Annotated in this window: 17 protein-coding genes; all 17 read left to right on the top strand. The window is 69.2% G+C overall.

Going from position 1 to position 12,862, the window contains the following annotated elements:
• Positions 1 to 410: 410 nt before the first annotated feature.
• Positions 411 to 1,187, top strand: a complete 777-nt coding sequence (locus tag AB0D04_RS39450) for a DUF4097 family beta strand repeat-containing protein (protein WP_362712227.1) — start codon at positions 411 to 413, stop codon at positions 1,185 to 1,187.
• A 194-nt stretch (positions 1,188 to 1,381) separates the two neighbouring features.
• A complete protein-coding gene (locus AB0D04_RS39455) occupies positions 1,382 to 1,543 on the top strand; it encodes a hypothetical protein (RefSeq protein ID WP_362712228.1) in 162 nt (53 codons plus the stop codon).
• Between the two features lie 99 nt (positions 1,544 to 1,642).
• Positions 1,643 to 2,113 (top strand): transcriptional regulator, encoded by a 471-nt coding sequence (locus tag AB0D04_RS39460; RefSeq protein WP_362712229.1) that lies wholly within the window; start codon positions 1,643 to 1,645, stop codon positions 2,111 to 2,113.
• Positions 2,114 to 2,194: 81 nt separating this feature from the next.
• Positions 2,195 to 2,509, top strand: coding sequence for a hypothetical protein (locus AB0D04_RS39465; RefSeq protein WP_362712230.1), 315 nt, complete (start codon positions 2,195 to 2,197; stop codon positions 2,507 to 2,509).
• Entirely contained in the window at positions 2,506 to 2,832 is a 327-nt protein-coding gene (locus AB0D04_RS39470; protein ID WP_362712231.1) for a hypothetical protein, read from the top strand. Before AB0D04_RS39465 ends, AB0D04_RS39470 begins: the two co-directional genes overlap by 4 nt.
• Complete coding sequence (locus AB0D04_RS39475; RefSeq protein ID WP_362712232.1) at positions 2,829 to 3,494, top strand: GGDEF domain-containing protein; 666 nt, start codon at positions 2,829 to 2,831, stop codon at positions 3,492 to 3,494. The genes AB0D04_RS39470 and AB0D04_RS39475 overlap by 4 nt, the downstream gene beginning before the upstream one ends.
• A complete protein-coding gene (locus AB0D04_RS39480; RefSeq protein ID WP_362712233.1) occupies positions 3,491 to 4,804 on the top strand; it encodes a hypothetical protein in 1,314 nt (437 codons plus the stop codon). Before AB0D04_RS39475 ends, AB0D04_RS39480 begins: the two co-directional genes overlap by 4 nt.
• A 141-nt stretch (positions 4,805 to 4,945) precedes the next feature.
• Positions 4,946 to 7,153: a cell division protein FtsK gene (locus AB0D04_RS39485; protein ID WP_362712234.1), complete on the top strand. Its 2,208-nt coding sequence runs from the start codon at positions 4,946 to 4,948 to the stop codon at positions 7,151 to 7,153.
• 140 nt (positions 7,154 to 7,293) lie between these two features.
• Positions 7,294 to 7,545 (top strand): hypothetical protein, encoded by a 252-nt coding sequence (locus tag AB0D04_RS39490; RefSeq protein ID WP_362712235.1) that lies wholly within the window; start codon positions 7,294 to 7,296, stop codon positions 7,543 to 7,545.
• Between the two features lie 14 nt (positions 7,546 to 7,559).
• Entirely contained in the window at positions 7,560 to 7,802 is a 243-nt protein-coding gene (locus tag AB0D04_RS39495; RefSeq protein ID WP_362712236.1) for a hypothetical protein, read from the top strand.
• A 14-nt stretch (positions 7,803 to 7,816) separates the two neighbouring features.
• The gene (locus AB0D04_RS39500; RefSeq protein WP_362712237.1) at positions 7,817 to 8,005 is read left to right on the top strand and encodes a hypothetical protein; all 189 of its coding nucleotides are present in this window, start codon (positions 7,817 to 7,819) and stop codon (positions 8,003 to 8,005) included.
• Between the two features lie 9 nt (positions 8,006 to 8,014).
• On the top strand, positions 8,015 to 8,608 hold the full coding sequence (locus AB0D04_RS39505; protein ID WP_362712238.1) for a hypothetical protein: 594 nt from the start codon (positions 8,015 to 8,017) through the stop codon (positions 8,606 to 8,608).
• Between the two features lie 15 nt (positions 8,609 to 8,623).
• The gene (locus AB0D04_RS39510; RefSeq protein ID WP_362712239.1) at positions 8,624 to 8,788 is read left to right on the top strand and encodes a hypothetical protein; all 165 of its coding nucleotides are present in this window, start codon (positions 8,624 to 8,626) and stop codon (positions 8,786 to 8,788) included.
• A gap of 116 nt (positions 8,789 to 8,904) precedes the next feature.
• The gene (locus tag AB0D04_RS39515; RefSeq protein ID WP_362712240.1) at positions 8,905 to 9,804 is read left to right on the top strand and encodes a bifunctional DNA primase/polymerase; all 900 of its coding nucleotides are present in this window, start codon (positions 8,905 to 8,907) and stop codon (positions 9,802 to 9,804) included.
• Complete coding sequence (locus AB0D04_RS39520) at positions 9,801 to 10,961, top strand: AAA family ATPase (protein WP_362712241.1); 1,161 nt, start codon at positions 9,801 to 9,803, stop codon at positions 10,959 to 10,961. Before AB0D04_RS39515 ends, AB0D04_RS39520 begins: the two co-directional genes overlap by 4 nt.
• Positions 10,962 to 10,978: 17 nt before the next feature.
• Positions 10,979 to 11,149, top strand: coding sequence for a helix-turn-helix domain-containing protein (locus AB0D04_RS39525; protein ID WP_362712243.1), 171 nt, complete (start codon positions 10,979 to 10,981; stop codon positions 11,147 to 11,149).
• A complete protein-coding gene (locus AB0D04_RS39530) occupies positions 11,146 to 12,630 on the top strand; it encodes a site-specific integrase (protein ID WP_362712242.1) in 1,485 nt (494 codons plus the stop codon). The genes AB0D04_RS39525 and AB0D04_RS39530 overlap by 4 nt, the downstream gene beginning before the upstream one ends.
• The last annotated feature ends 232 nt before the right edge of the window (positions 12,631 to 12,862 follow it).

Raw genomic sequence — 12,862 nt, forward strand, 5'->3', positions numbered from 1 at the left:
TACATGCATCGCTCGCGGTGCAGTGCTTCGACTGTTCAACGACAACTCCACAGCGTGATCCACCGCATCAGGACGGCCGTGAGTGCACCGGCCGAGGCGAGTGGAGACCCGTCGGCAGCAGTAGTCACTACGTGGCTATATCGGACGTCGCGCCACGATCTGCGGGGATTGCCTCGCAGGGAGCGCTAGTCGCAGGGCTGGACCGACGTGAAAGAACGACGCGGCACCACCACACCTTTTCGTCGCCACGACGTCCGGGAGGGGACTCCCCGGACCGAGCGCGGCCCGCGTCCATGCGAGACCCGCGGCCCTTGGTAGGGGCCATCCGCACGACTTCACCCGGGCCGGTCGCCTCTCGCCAAGGACCGCGCCGCCCGGCCCTTTCTTCCTTGCGAAACAGGAGATCAGCAATGACTGAGCGCCCCTTCACCTCCCAGTCCACCGGCCCGGTTGTCCTCGGGCTCGACCTGCCGATGGGCAGCGTCCAGGTTCAGGTCCTCGCCAGCATCACGACCGCTCGTGTGGTGCTGCGGACGGACGACTCGTCCGGCCCGGCTGCCGACGCGGTCAACCGGGCCCGCGCCAGCCAGGATGGCCAGACCCTGGCCGTGGAGGTCCCGAAGATCCCCGGCAACGTGATGATGCAGAACGTCCGAGGCAACCGGGTCACGCAGAGCGTGGGCACCGTGTACGGGTCGGTCACCGGCGTCACGATCGTCAACGGCCGAATCGTCACCGGTGGTGGTACCGGCGTGATGGACACGGTCAGCCCGATCGAGGCCATCGTCAGCCTGCCGGTTGGCTCCTCCCTCGCGGTCGTCTCCCAGTCCGCGAGTGCCCGTGTCCACGGAGCCATCGAGCGCATGGAGTTCCGCTCCATCTCCGGAGACTTGGAGATCGACGGAGCCCGCCACCTGAGCGCGTCCACCACATCCGGCGACGTCATCGTCGGCTGTCTGTCCGACCGTCTCACCGCCCGCTCTGTGTCGGGCGATATCACCGTGGACCTCTACAGCGGCTCCGACGCGGACCTGAACACCACCTCCGGTGACGTGGAAGTGCAGGCCACCGGCCAGGCGGCCGGCGTCCTCCGCGCCAACACCGTCTCTGGTGACGTCCGCGTGAGCGGTGGTCGCGATCTGCGGGTGAGCGCCCACAGCGTCAGCGGTCGCGTACGCACCCGCTGACCGCACTGCCCACCGCGTCCCGCCCACGGCTGCCCCGGACCACGTCCGAGGGCGGCCGTTCGCGAATCGCCCGCAGCTACGGCGGGGATACCCGCGGCCGGTTGCCTCCTCCGCCCCGTCTGGCCCAGTGCCGTACGGGCGGGGCTGAGGGGAGCCGGACATCCCAGCCCATCCGATCAAGGAGCACACCACACATGGCACCTCTGGTTATTGGCTTTGGCGACAACGGCGAGTTCCGCAACGACATTCACGACCAGGCCAGCGAGAGCTACACGGTGACCGCTGGTCCGGGCGAGACCGTCACCGTCACCGATGACGGTCAAATCCAGGTCACCCGGGACGACGACGCCAACTGACGGCGTCGCGCAGAGTTCGCCCACCCGCCGGGGCGGTCGCCTCTCGCCAAGGACCGCGACCGCCCCGGCACCCCGAACCCCTTCGACACAGGAGCCCCCGTGCACGCCACAGCCTTCGCCGCAGTCTTCATCGCACTGTTCGTCGCCCACAGCGTGGGTGATCACTGGGTTCAGACCTCGCACCAGTCGGCCACCAAGGGCCATCCCGGCTGGACCGGCCGTCTGGCCGACGCTCGCCACGTCGCCACCCTGACCGCCACCAAACTCGCCTTACTTCTCCCCGTGGCCGCTCTGCTGGGGCTGCGTCTGTCGGTCCTCGGACTTGTGACCGGTCTCGCTGTGGACGCGGTGACGCACTGGTGGGCGGATCGCCGCAGCACGCTGGCGTGGCTGGCCAAGGTCACCGGCAAGACCGAGTTCTACGGCCTCGGCACTACTGCCCACCCCGCGCACCCGGTCACCGCCGACGGCAAGCCCGCCGCTCACCTCGGCACCGGCGCCTACGCGCTTGACCAGTCCTTCCACCACCTGTGGCTGCTGGTCGCCGCGCTCATCATCACCACCGTCTGACCAGCCCCACCTCGGGGCGGTCGCCTCTCGCCAAAGACCGCGACCGCCCCGGCCACCCCTTCGACTCAAGGAGAGATCCACATGCGTACGTACATCGGTAACCAACGGGTCGTGAACGGCACGGAGTTCAAAGAGCTGGCCTTCGGCTTCGACGAGTTCCCGCTCGGCATCGACCGCGACCTGTTCCGCGGCCCGCTCACCAAGGAAGACGAGGAAGAGCAGGAGCTCCGGCTGGATGTGGCCCGCGAGGTTTTGCGGGACCTGCGGGAGCAGGGCGAGAGCGGCGATGAGATCGCCGCGTGGGACGCCCTGTATGCCGACGCCCTGACCGCCGTTGCGCCGCTGCGGCCCACCCGCCGCGTTGCCCGCAACGCGGGGACGGAGGAAGCGGCATGACCTCTCTGACCATGAATGATCTGGCCGCACCGCTTGGGCTGCTGCGGCTGCTGGCCGCGGACTTTGCTGGACTGCCGGCCGTGAACGTGGACGTGTCCACGATCTTCCCCAACACGCTGGAGCTCATCAGCCACGACGACTTCGGCGCGTTCGAGGCGTGGCGCTCTGCCCTGGACATCGACGCGGGATCGGTGTCGTACGCGGAGCAGAGCGGCGGGCGGACCAGGGTGCTGAAGGCCGAGACCAACCACACCGGCGTCCGACTGTGCCTCACCGCCTACAGCCACACCCACCAGCACACCGAGGGCGAGGTAGGAGCATGAGCCAGACCCTTATGGCCCTGGCCGCCGCTTTGCCGGTGGTGGCCGGATGGTCCCTGCACACGCTCAGGCTGCGCCGCCGGATCGAAGCTGCTCGGCGCGACCCGCTGTCGGGACTGTGGACGCGTGAGCCGTTCGAGGAGCGCGCCCGCAAAGCGCTGGGCTTGCGTCCTCGGGCGGTGATGGTCCTCGACCTGGATGGTTTCAAGCAGATCAACGACACCTACGGCCATGCGGTCGGGGATGCGGTGATCGCAGTGACGGGCCGGCGACTTGCGCGGTGGAGCACCTTCTACGGCGGTGTCGCCGGACGCCTCGGGGGCGATGAGTTCGCCGCCTCGATCTGCTGCTACAGCCCGCAGGGCCTGCGGGAGGCCATGGACGACCTGGCGGAGCAGCTGCGCGCGCCGGTGGAGTTCGAAGACCACGTGTTGTGGGTGGGGTTCTCCGCCGGGGTCGTCCCTGCCCAGCGGGGCAGCGGCGCCGGGGAGTTGGCGCGGCTGATGCGGTGCGCGGATGAGGCCATGTACGGCGCCAAGCAGACCGGCGGCGGCTGGATGGCCGGAGCCGACAACGCCACTCCCGCCTACCGGACGGTCAACGGCCGTCGGGATGGCCGCCGCGGCACCAGCGCGGGCCACAGTCTCGAAGGAGGCTCGCTGTGAGCCAGATCTACAGTGCGCGGGGCGCGCGCCAGATGGACGCGGCCACCGTCGCCAAGGCCCATGCCGAAGCCGACCTGCTGCGGGCCCAGACCGCCGCAGCGGCGGGGAAGGCCAACGTCGAAGTCGAACGTGTCCGCCGGGAAGCCGCGGCGCAGGCCCGCCGCGAGCGGCGCCAGGAGCGCCAGGAGAACACGGCGGCTCGCCGGGAGCGGCGACGGGCCACATTTGCCCGGATCGGCGGCCAGTTGGGCACGCACCGCGTGACGCTGGTGACCGTCGCGGTTATCGCCCTGTTCGTGTCGGTGGCGCTGCCCGCACAGATCGACTTCCTGGGCAGCCGTTGGGCGTGGCCGATGGCTGTAGCCGGTGGGGTGTCGCTGGAGTCCCTGACGTGGATGTTCGCCATCCAGGGCCAGCGCCGCGAACAGCGTGGCCTGTCCGCCGGCGTGCACCGCGCCGGGACCTGGTCGGCCGCGCTGGTGGCCGCCGGAATCAACCTCGCGCACGGTGCGCAGATGTGGGGCTTGGGCTTCGGCGTTGTCGCCGCGGTCGGATCGCTGGCCGCGCCGGTGGCGTACGAGACCTACCGCCTGTCGGTCTCCGAGGACGACACCGGCGCCAGTCCGGAGGAGATCCGGCACAACCGTCGTCGGCGCCGCCACCACCGCAAGGTGCACCGCGCCGCGACCCGGCTGCGCTGGGCCACCGTCCCGCCGATGGATGAGGCCCGTGCCTGGGAGACTGCCTGGCGGATGGTCCACGCCGCCGAACCCGGCGTCACCCGCCGGGAGCTCAAGCGGCACACCAAGCGGGCCGGGAAGGTCGCCCAGCTCGTCACCGAGCACGCCGACGCCGGACCGCTGCCCTCACTGGAGCTGTTCACCAGCCCCCGTACGGACAATGCCGCAACCGCCCCGGAGCAGGAACGTACGGGTTCTGACGAGGGAGACGGGGAGCGTACGCAAGACCGTACGGACGGGCCCGCGAACGGGCCGTACGAGCAGGTCAAGCCCCGTACGCCCCAGCCTCCGAAGCCGACCCGTACAGCGCCCGTACGGCCCGCCCGAACGGCCGCTCGGGCTGCCTCGGACAAGGCGTACGAGGAAGCCGAGTTGGAGCGTACGCGCCAGCGTGCCGAAGAGGCGTACGCGCAGTCCCTGGATGCCGGTACGCCGATCGGTCCGGCCGCGCTGGGCCGGGAGTTCGGCTTCTCCGAAGGCTGGGCCCGCAAGCGCATCAAGGCAGTGGACGAACGCCGCGCCACCGCCGCCCGCCAGGGCCTGCACCTGGTGACCGCAGCCGGACAGTAGTGATGGCTGCGCAGCCGCGTTTCTCACTGGAGCCCAACCAGCTCTGACCTGGCCTGTTCTCGTTTCAACGGGGCCCGGACGTCTGCCGGCCAAAGCGCCGTCCGGGCCCCTTCCACCTCCCGTTTCTGGAAGGAAGCAGCAGTGAATCACGACGACGACCACGAACTGTTCAACCGGCTTGAAGCCGACATGGCCGCCGACAACGCCCGCCAGAAGGGTGCGGACGTGGTGGACCTGGGCAAGGCCCGCTCTGCCCGCGGGGCAGCCGACGAATCGTCCGCCCCGGAGCCGACCACCGACCGCTCCGCGGAACCGGACCCCTCAGCCCGCGTGCTGGTGGACGGCCCCGACATCAAGGGGCCCGGCCGCCTGGGCAGGCTCATGGGCGCCAAGCGTCGGGCGATCGTCCCGGAGTGGCTGAGGTCCGCCGACGAGCTGAAGACCGCCGCCGCCTGGGTGGCCGGCCACTACGGCCACATGGCTGGCTACCACGCCCTTCGCTCGCCGGTCTACGCCGGACGTCTGGCCCTCCAGGCGCCGCGGGGTGCCGCGAAGTTCCTGGGCGGCACGAAGCGTTGGGCCTCCGACGCCGAGGGCGACCCGGTGCGACGGGCCATGGTGGTCAAGGAGGACGCGGCCACCTACCTCAAGCTCTCCCGCCAGCGCGACGGCCGAGTACGGCTGCGCACGCTGGTCTTGATCCTGGCGACGTTCATCGGCCTGGGCGCCGCGCTCGCCCTGTACGTGCTCGCCCCGGCCTGGCTCATGGCGGTGTCGGTGAGCACGGTGGTCCTGGCCCTCGGTTGGGCAGGGGACGCAGCCGATGCACCCGTCATCAACCGCGCCGTGGAGCTGCCCAAGGCCCAGAAGCTGACCTCTGACATCGTCCTGCGGGCGCTGGGCGCGCTGGGGATCCCGGCGATCAACCAGGCCCAGTCCAAGGGACGTGAGGGATTCACCTTCACCGCCCCCATCACCCGCGACGGCCCCGGCTGGCGGGCCGAGGGAGACCTCCCTTACGGCGTCACGGTCACCGACGTCATCGAGCGGCGCGACAAGCTGGCCTCCGGTCTGCGCCGGCCGCTGGGCTGCGTGTGGCCCGAGGCCGTGCCGGACGAGCACACCGGCCGCCTGGTGCTGTGGGTGGGCGACCAGGACATGTCCAAGGCCAAGAAGCCGGCGTGGCCGCTGGCCAAGTCCGGGACGGTGGACCTGTTCAAGCCGGTGCCGTTCGGCACCGACCAGCGCGGACGCTGGGTCAACGTCACGCTGATGTACATCGCGGGCATCATCGGCGCCATCCCCCGCATGGGCAAGACCTTCCTTCTCCGCCTGCTGCTGCTCATCGCCGCCCTCGACCCGCGGGCCGAGCTGCACACCTACGACATGAAGGGCACCGGCGACCTTGACCCGGTCGGCAACGCCGTCTCCCATCGGCACGCCGCCGGTGATGATGACGAGGCGATCGAGTACACGATCCGCGACTTCCGTGATCTGCGCACCGAGCTGCGGCGCCGCACCAAGATGATCCGCTCCCTTCCGCGCGACATCTGCCCGGAGTCGAAGGTGACTTCGGAGCTGGCCAGCAAGAAGGAACTGGGCCTGCACCCGATCGTGATCGGCGTGGATGAGTGCCAGGTCCTGTTCGAGCACCCCAAGTACAAGGACGAGTTCGAGGAGATCGCCACCGACCTAGTCAAGCGCGGCCCCGCGACCGGGATCGTGCTGCTGCTGGCCACCCAGCGGCCGGACGCCAAGGCGCTGCCCACCGGCATCTCCGCCAACGCCTCCGCCCGCTGGTGCCTGAAGGTCATGGGCCAGCTGGAGAACGACATGGTCCTTGGCACCTCCGCCTACAAGCGGGGCGTGCGGGCCACGATGTTCTCCTGGGCTGACAAGGGCATCCACTACTTCGTCGGTGAAGGCTCCGACGCCCGCATCGTCGGCTCCGTCTACGTCGATGGCGTCGGCGCGGATGCCATCGCCCTGCGGGCCCGCAAGGCCCGCGAGGACGCCGGCACGCTCTCCGGCCATGCGCTGGGCGAGGAGCCGGAGACCGAAGCGGCAGCGTATGACCTGCTGCGCGATCTGCTGGGCGTGATCCCGGTCGAAGAGGCCAAGGTCTGGAACGAAACCGTCGTGGCCCGCCTGGCGGAGCTGCGGCCCGAGGTCTACGGCGAGTGGGCCGCCGAACAGCTCACCGCCGCGCTCAAGCCCTACGGCATCGCCACCGTCCAGATCGGGCGCCGCCTCAAGGACAAGGACAAGGTCGTCAACCGCCGCGGCATCGAACGCGCCCACATCGCTGCCGCAGTAGCGGAGCGTGACGGAAACCGCGACGCCGGATGAGCCTGCGGGGCCGCTATCGCTAGCAGTAACCCTCGCTAACGTTAGCGGCCCCGCTAGCGCCCCGCACCGCATCTGATCAGGCTGCTAGCGGATAGCGGCCCACCTGCGGAAACCCTCAAAAACCGCCCCGGAGGCCGTTCATGACCCCCACTTCCCTCGCTATCACCTTCCCGCTCATAGTCACACTCTGTTACGTCGCTCTGTGTGCGGTCAGCCCGTTCGGGAACTGCCGCAAGTGCAAGGGCTTCGGCTACGCCCTCAAGACCGACCGCCGCGGACGCCTGCGCCCCGGCAAGACCTGCCGCCGCTGCCGAGGCGATCGCAAGCGCATCCGGGTGGGCCGCCACCTGTTCAACGTCGCCATGCGCCTGCACCGCGACGGCACCCGATGAAGGGACCGCCCGCCATGCGCCTGCGCCTCTGTCTCCTGGCTCCCGCCGCGTTGCTCGCCCTGGCCGCCTGCACCCCGGTGCCTGGTCCCGCCGGCCGCGTCATCGACAAGGCCACCACCTACCGGCCGGCCACCAAGACACGTGACTGGACCTTGTCCGTCCGCACCGCCGACGGACACACGGCCCGCTTCACCGTCAGCCCCGGCGCCTACGACGCCTGCCGCCGGGGCTCGTCCTATCCCGCCTGCACCCGCTGACCAAGGAGGCCCCCGTGGGCATCACCCTCTCCCTCGTCGCTCTGCTCGGCCTGGTCCTGTTCTTCCTGCTCCGCTCGAAGACCCTCGGCTACGGCTCCGCCTTCGTCGCCATCATGTTCGGCTTCTTCCTCGCCTCCACCGGAGCGTCCGGCCCCATCAACCAGCTCACCCACGCAGTCATCGACGCCGCCGCAAAGCTGTAGGGCCCGGTCATGAACCAACAGCCAACCTCCCGGCACTGGCTCGCCGCGGCGGCCCCCAAAGCCGCCCCGGCCATCGCCACCTCCACCGTGCTGATCCTCGCCAGAATCTGGAACGCCAACGGCGCCGAACACTCCGTCGGCGACGCCGCGTTGATGACAGCACTCTCCCTCGGCGCTGCTGTGGCCGGCGCCCTGGCCTCCGTTGGCCGCGCCGGGGACGGCGTCATCGCGGGAACCGCGTTCGCCACTTCCGGGGCCCTGGCCCTGGCCGGGGTAGCGGGATATGCCGATGGCCTCTCCCTGCCCCTGCTGCTGTGGGCCCTGTCCACCGCAGTGACTTACGGCCTGGCCGCGCGGCACTGGCGCACGGACCGCCGCGAAGCCACCGCCCACAACCGGCACATCGGCGAGCGGCGCGAGGAGCACGCGCACGTGGAACGCGTCGAAGCGCTGCGGGCCGGAGCGCAGATCGAGGTAGCCCGCGAGGGCGCCGCCTACGCCACCGCCCTCGCCCAGGCCATCACCGCACGCTCCGCCCTGCCCGGCTTCAACGCCGCCCAACTCACCCGTGCGGGACTTCCGGAACTCCCCGCATCGAAATGACCAAGGAGTACTGAGATGGACATCGACCCCGACGAGATCGTCACCGTGGCACTCGACACCTACGACTGGGAGAGCTCCTACTCCCGACTTCTCACCCGCCGCCAGCTCGGCGAACTCCTCCTCCGCTTCGACGACATGGCCGACGAGACCGAAACGGCCTACGAGGAGAGCACTACCTGAACACGCCCGGGGCGGTCGCCTCTCGCCAAAGACCGCGACCGCCCCGGCCGGGGTCTCCGCCTCTCGGCCGGAGCCCCGGTTCTCCGTCCCTTCGACAGAAACAGGAGACCTCCAGCATGACGCATGACCGCAAGACCGCGTTGCTGACCGCAGCTCTGGACGCCGCCGCCCGGGACTGGAACGTTTTCCCGGTCATCCCCGACGACAAGCGCCCGGCGGTAAGCGACTGGGCCGAGCGCGCTACCACCGACCGGCAGCGCATCACCCGCTGCTGGACGCACGCCCCGTACAACATCGGCGTTGCCACCGGGCCCTCCGCGCTGGTGGTCATTGACCTCGACAGGCCCAAGCACCCGCAGGACACCCCGCCGGCGCACTGGGCGGAGCACGGCGTCACTGACGGTGCTGACGTGCTCGCCGTGCTCTGCGAGCGTCACAGCCAGCCCTTCCCGGCACAGACCTACACGGTGCGTACCTGGAGCGGGGGCACCCACCTCTACTTCGCCACACCCGGCGGCGAGCCCCTGCGCAACACCACCGGGGACAGTGGCCGGGGACTGGGCTGGAAGGTCGACACCCGCGCCGTTGGCGGACTTGTGGTCGGCGCGGGCAGCACCTTCGCAGGACGCCCCTACGAGGTCGTTCACAGTGGCCCGGTGGCGCCGCTTCCGGGCTGGCTCGCCGAGCTGCTGCGCCCGGCGCCGCTGCCCCCGCAGAAGCCCATCACGGTCGCACTCGGCGCCGGCAACCGGCGCAGCGCGTTCCTGCGGTCCGCGGTTGATGCGGAGTTGAAGCGCGTCACCACCTCCGGCGAAGACCAGCACAACAACGCGCTCTACATCGCCTCCGTCGCCCTCGGACAGCTCGTAGCCGGGGGAGAGCTGACCGACGCCGACGTCACCGGCTGGCTCCTGACCGCCGCCCTCCAGGTGGGCCAGGGCGACCGCGAAGCACGCCGGACCATCGCCTCCGGCCTGAGGGCCGGAGCAGCACGACCGAGGACGGTAGCCGCGTGAGCACCAACCCGATTCCCCCGCTGCACCTCTACTCCGTCCCCCGCGACCCCCAGGCCACCCCCGAGGCACCACCGGCACGGGAACGGCCCCGGACCGCATGGACCGCCGATCAGCTCATGGCCGCGGAATTCCCCGAGCCGAAATGGGCAGTCCCCGGCATCCTCGCCGAAGGCGTCAGCTTGCTTGCCGGACCGCCCAAGGTCGGAAAGTCCTGGCTCTCCCTCGGCCTTGGCCTCTCGGTCGCGGCCGGTGGCCAGGCGTTCGACTCCGTCCCGGTCAAGGGCGGCCCGGTCCTCTACCTTGCGCTGGAGGACACCCCGCGTCGTCTCCAGACCCGTATGGGCAAGCTCCTGGGCGGACAGAAGGCGCCGGCCGGTCTGACGCTGGTCACCGAATGCCCGCCCTTCCCACAGGGCGGCAGCGACGCCATCGCCGGATGGCTGGACCGCAACCCGGACGCCCGCATGGTCGTCATCGACGTGTTCGCCAAGATGCGCGGACAGGCGCCCCAGGGCGTCTCGGCGTACGACGCGGACTATGTCTCTGTTGGCTACGCCAAGCGCATCGCGGACCACTACGGCATCGCCGTGGTCCTGGTCCACCACGTCCGCAAAGCCGGGTCTGACGACTTCCTGACGGAGGTCTCCGGCACCAACGGCATCGCCGGAGCCGCTGACGCCACGCTCGTGCTCAAGCGTGCCCGTGGGCAGGCGGACGGCATTCTCCACGTCACTGGTCGCGACGTGAACGAAGCCGAATACGCGCTCTCCTTCCAGGAAGCCTCCGGCGCCTGGCAGATGCTCGATGGCCCGGTCACCGACCACACCATCGGTGACACACGCGCTGCGATTCTGCGGCACGTTCGGGAGAACCCCGGCGCACGCCCGCGAGAGATCGTTGCCTCCCTGCCGCAGCTCGATGCCGAGAACGTCCGCCGCACCTGCTCCCGCATGGCCGCGGACGGACAACTCACCAAAGACGGCACCGGCCGCTACTTCCCCGACACCGAGACCCGGACACAGGGCACACCGGGGGTGTCCCAGCTGTCCGACTGTCCCAGTACACGCGCTGACCTGCGCGAACGGGTGGGACAGCCCGAATCGGGACTGTCCCAGCTGTCCGACTCCGGCCCCGCGGGCGAACTCGGAGGGAGCTAACCGTGGCGCGTGACGAGATGCTGACGATTTCCCAGGTAATTGCGGAAATCGGTGTACCGCTGTCGACCTTCTACCGCTGGCGACAGCAGAGAAAAGGACCGAAAGCCATCAAGCTGCCGAACGGCGCCGTACGCATTCGGCGTTCGGAATTGGAGCGCTGGATCATAGCTCTGGAGGAAGCCGCGTGACCCACCGCACCACCAGCGCACCGCAGGGCGCCCGCGATAGCGAGCGCCCTGCCGAAGCTGAAGAGCTGACCCTTTCCACCGACGTCCGTATCTGGAAGATCAGCAAGATCTCCAGTAAATCGGCTCCCTATCAACTGCGTTGGGTAGTCGCTGGGAAGGTTTACCATGCCACCTTCGCGACGACAGCGCTAGCTGAAAGCCGTCGATCGGATCTTTGGAAAGCCATGCGTAAAGGCGAGGCTTTCGACGTGAAGTCGGGTCTTCCTGAGTCGGAGATCCGGCAAGCGCGAGCGACCGAAGCAGCAGAAGCTGAGACCAAGTCCGACCCCACGTGGTGGGAGTTCTCGCGCGAGTTCATGAAGCGTCGTTGGCGCACTGCGGCAGCAAAGACGCGGGAGGGGTTCGCAGACAGCCTTGCCGCGGCAGCTCTGGGGATGCTCGCAGACAGGCCCGATGTGCCGGAACCTCAGGCGGTCCGGAAGGCTGTGAGATGGGTTGTCGTACCGGCCCACGCGGACCAGGAGCCCCCGCCGGCCCTTGAGAAGGTCTGCTCATGGCTCGCGGAGAACTCCCTCCCCTTGTCCTCGTTGAGGCGATCTGGCATCGCAGAGGACGTGCATTACCGGCTAGCCTACAGACTCGATGGCAAGTTGGCAGCCAAGGACACGTATAAGCGTCGTCGTCGCTGCTTCAACTCGGCTATGGCGTACGCGATCCAGATGAGATATCTGGATGAAAACCCGATGGCTGGATTGGAGCGGCCCGCCACTGCTGCAAGTGGTCCGATCGATCCGCGAGTTCTCATGAATGCTGTACAGGGACGCGAGTTCCTAACGGCTGTTTCCTACGTGGGATCGGTGCACCGAAACCGGGGGAGACGTCTTGTCGCCTTCTTCGGCTGCATCCTCTACGCGGCGATGCGCCCGGCGGAAGTCGTGGCATTGCGGCTGGACGGTTGCCACTTGCCGGAGACGGGCTGGGGCGTGCTCACCCTTCGGGAAACACGTCCGGTGTCGGGAAAGAAGTGGACCGATTCCGGCGAACGGCACGACAAGCGGGGGCTGAAGATGCGGGACCCCGAGGCAGACCGGCCGGTGCCGATTCCGCCCATCCTGGTGGCGATGCTTCGGGCGCACGTGAAGGAGTTCGGCACGGCCGCGGACGGCCGGGTGTTCCAGAACGAGCGGGGCGGCTTGGTGGGCACATCCAGCTACTGGCGCGTGTGGGAGGAAGCTCGTCTCCTGGCGTTCCCGCCCCACAAGGTGGCCTCACCGCTCGCTGGGAAGCCGTACGACGGCAGGGCGACGTGCATCACGGACTGGCTCCGCTCCGGCCTCCCTGTGGCCGAGGTGGCCCGGCGCGCTGGTACTTCGCCGGAGGTCATTGACCGCCACTACGCCGGCTGCCTCGACAACAGCGAGGAGGAGGACAACAAGAAGATCGAAAAGGCGATGGGATGGGGGGCGCCGGATGCCGTGTGAGCCCGTGTGGCTCACACGCTCCTCACACACAAGCCGTGAGAGACAGCGAGAAAGGGCGGGAGTCAGTGAGACTGACTCCCGCCCTTTTCGGTTGGCATCCGCCTGGTCAGGCCATGGTTCTGGGTTGCTGACTGGCGAGTGCCCCCGGCAGGATTCGAACCTGCGCACACGGCTCCGGAGGGCGTGATTAGTAAGGCGGCGAATGTGCCTCTGACCTGCGCGTATGTTGCCG

The organism is Streptomyces sp. NPDC048483 (assembly GCF_040651455.1).
In the GTDB taxonomy this organism is placed as follows: domain Bacteria; phylum Actinomycetota; class Actinomycetes; order Streptomycetales; family Streptomycetaceae; genus Streptomyces.

What these genes read in the sequence shown, in the direction of transcription:
- AB0D04_RS39450 (WP_362712227.1), top strand. Translation starts at nt 411, where the DNA reads ATGACTGAGCGCCCCTTCACCTCCCAGTCCACCGGCCCGGTTGTCCTC.
- AB0D04_RS39455 (WP_362712228.1), top strand. Translation starts at nt 1,382, where the DNA reads ATGGCACCTCTGGTTATTGGCTTTGGCGACAACGGCGAGTTCCGCAAC.
- AB0D04_RS39465 (WP_362712230.1), top strand. Translation starts at nt 2,195, where the DNA reads ATGCGTACGTACATCGGTAACCAACGGGTCGTGAACGGCACGGAGTTC.
- AB0D04_RS39470 (WP_362712231.1), top strand. Translation starts at nt 2,506, where the DNA reads ATGACCTCTCTGACCATGAATGATCTGGCCGCACCGCTTGGGCTGCTG.
- AB0D04_RS39475 (WP_362712232.1), top strand. Translation starts at nt 2,829, where the DNA reads ATGAGCCAGACCCTTATGGCCCTGGCCGCCGCTTTGCCGGTGGTGGCC.
- AB0D04_RS39490 (WP_362712235.1), top strand. Translation starts at nt 7,294, where the DNA reads ATGACCCCCACTTCCCTCGCTATCACCTTCCCGCTCATAGTCACACTC.
- AB0D04_RS39495 (WP_362712236.1), top strand. Translation starts at nt 7,560, where the DNA reads ATGCGCCTGCGCCTCTGTCTCCTGGCTCCCGCCGCGTTGCTCGCCCTG.
- AB0D04_RS39505 (WP_362712238.1), top strand. Translation starts at nt 8,015, where the DNA reads ATGAACCAACAGCCAACCTCCCGGCACTGGCTCGCCGCGGCGGCCCCC.
- AB0D04_RS39510 (WP_362712239.1), top strand. Translation starts at nt 8,624, where the DNA reads ATGGACATCGACCCCGACGAGATCGTCACCGTGGCACTCGACACCTAC.
- AB0D04_RS39515 (WP_362712240.1), top strand. Translation starts at nt 8,905, where the DNA reads ATGACGCATGACCGCAAGACCGCGTTGCTGACCGCAGCTCTGGACGCC.
- AB0D04_RS39525 (WP_362712243.1), top strand. Translation starts at nt 10,979, where the DNA reads ATGCTGACGATTTCCCAGGTAATTGCGGAAATCGGTGTACCGCTGTCG.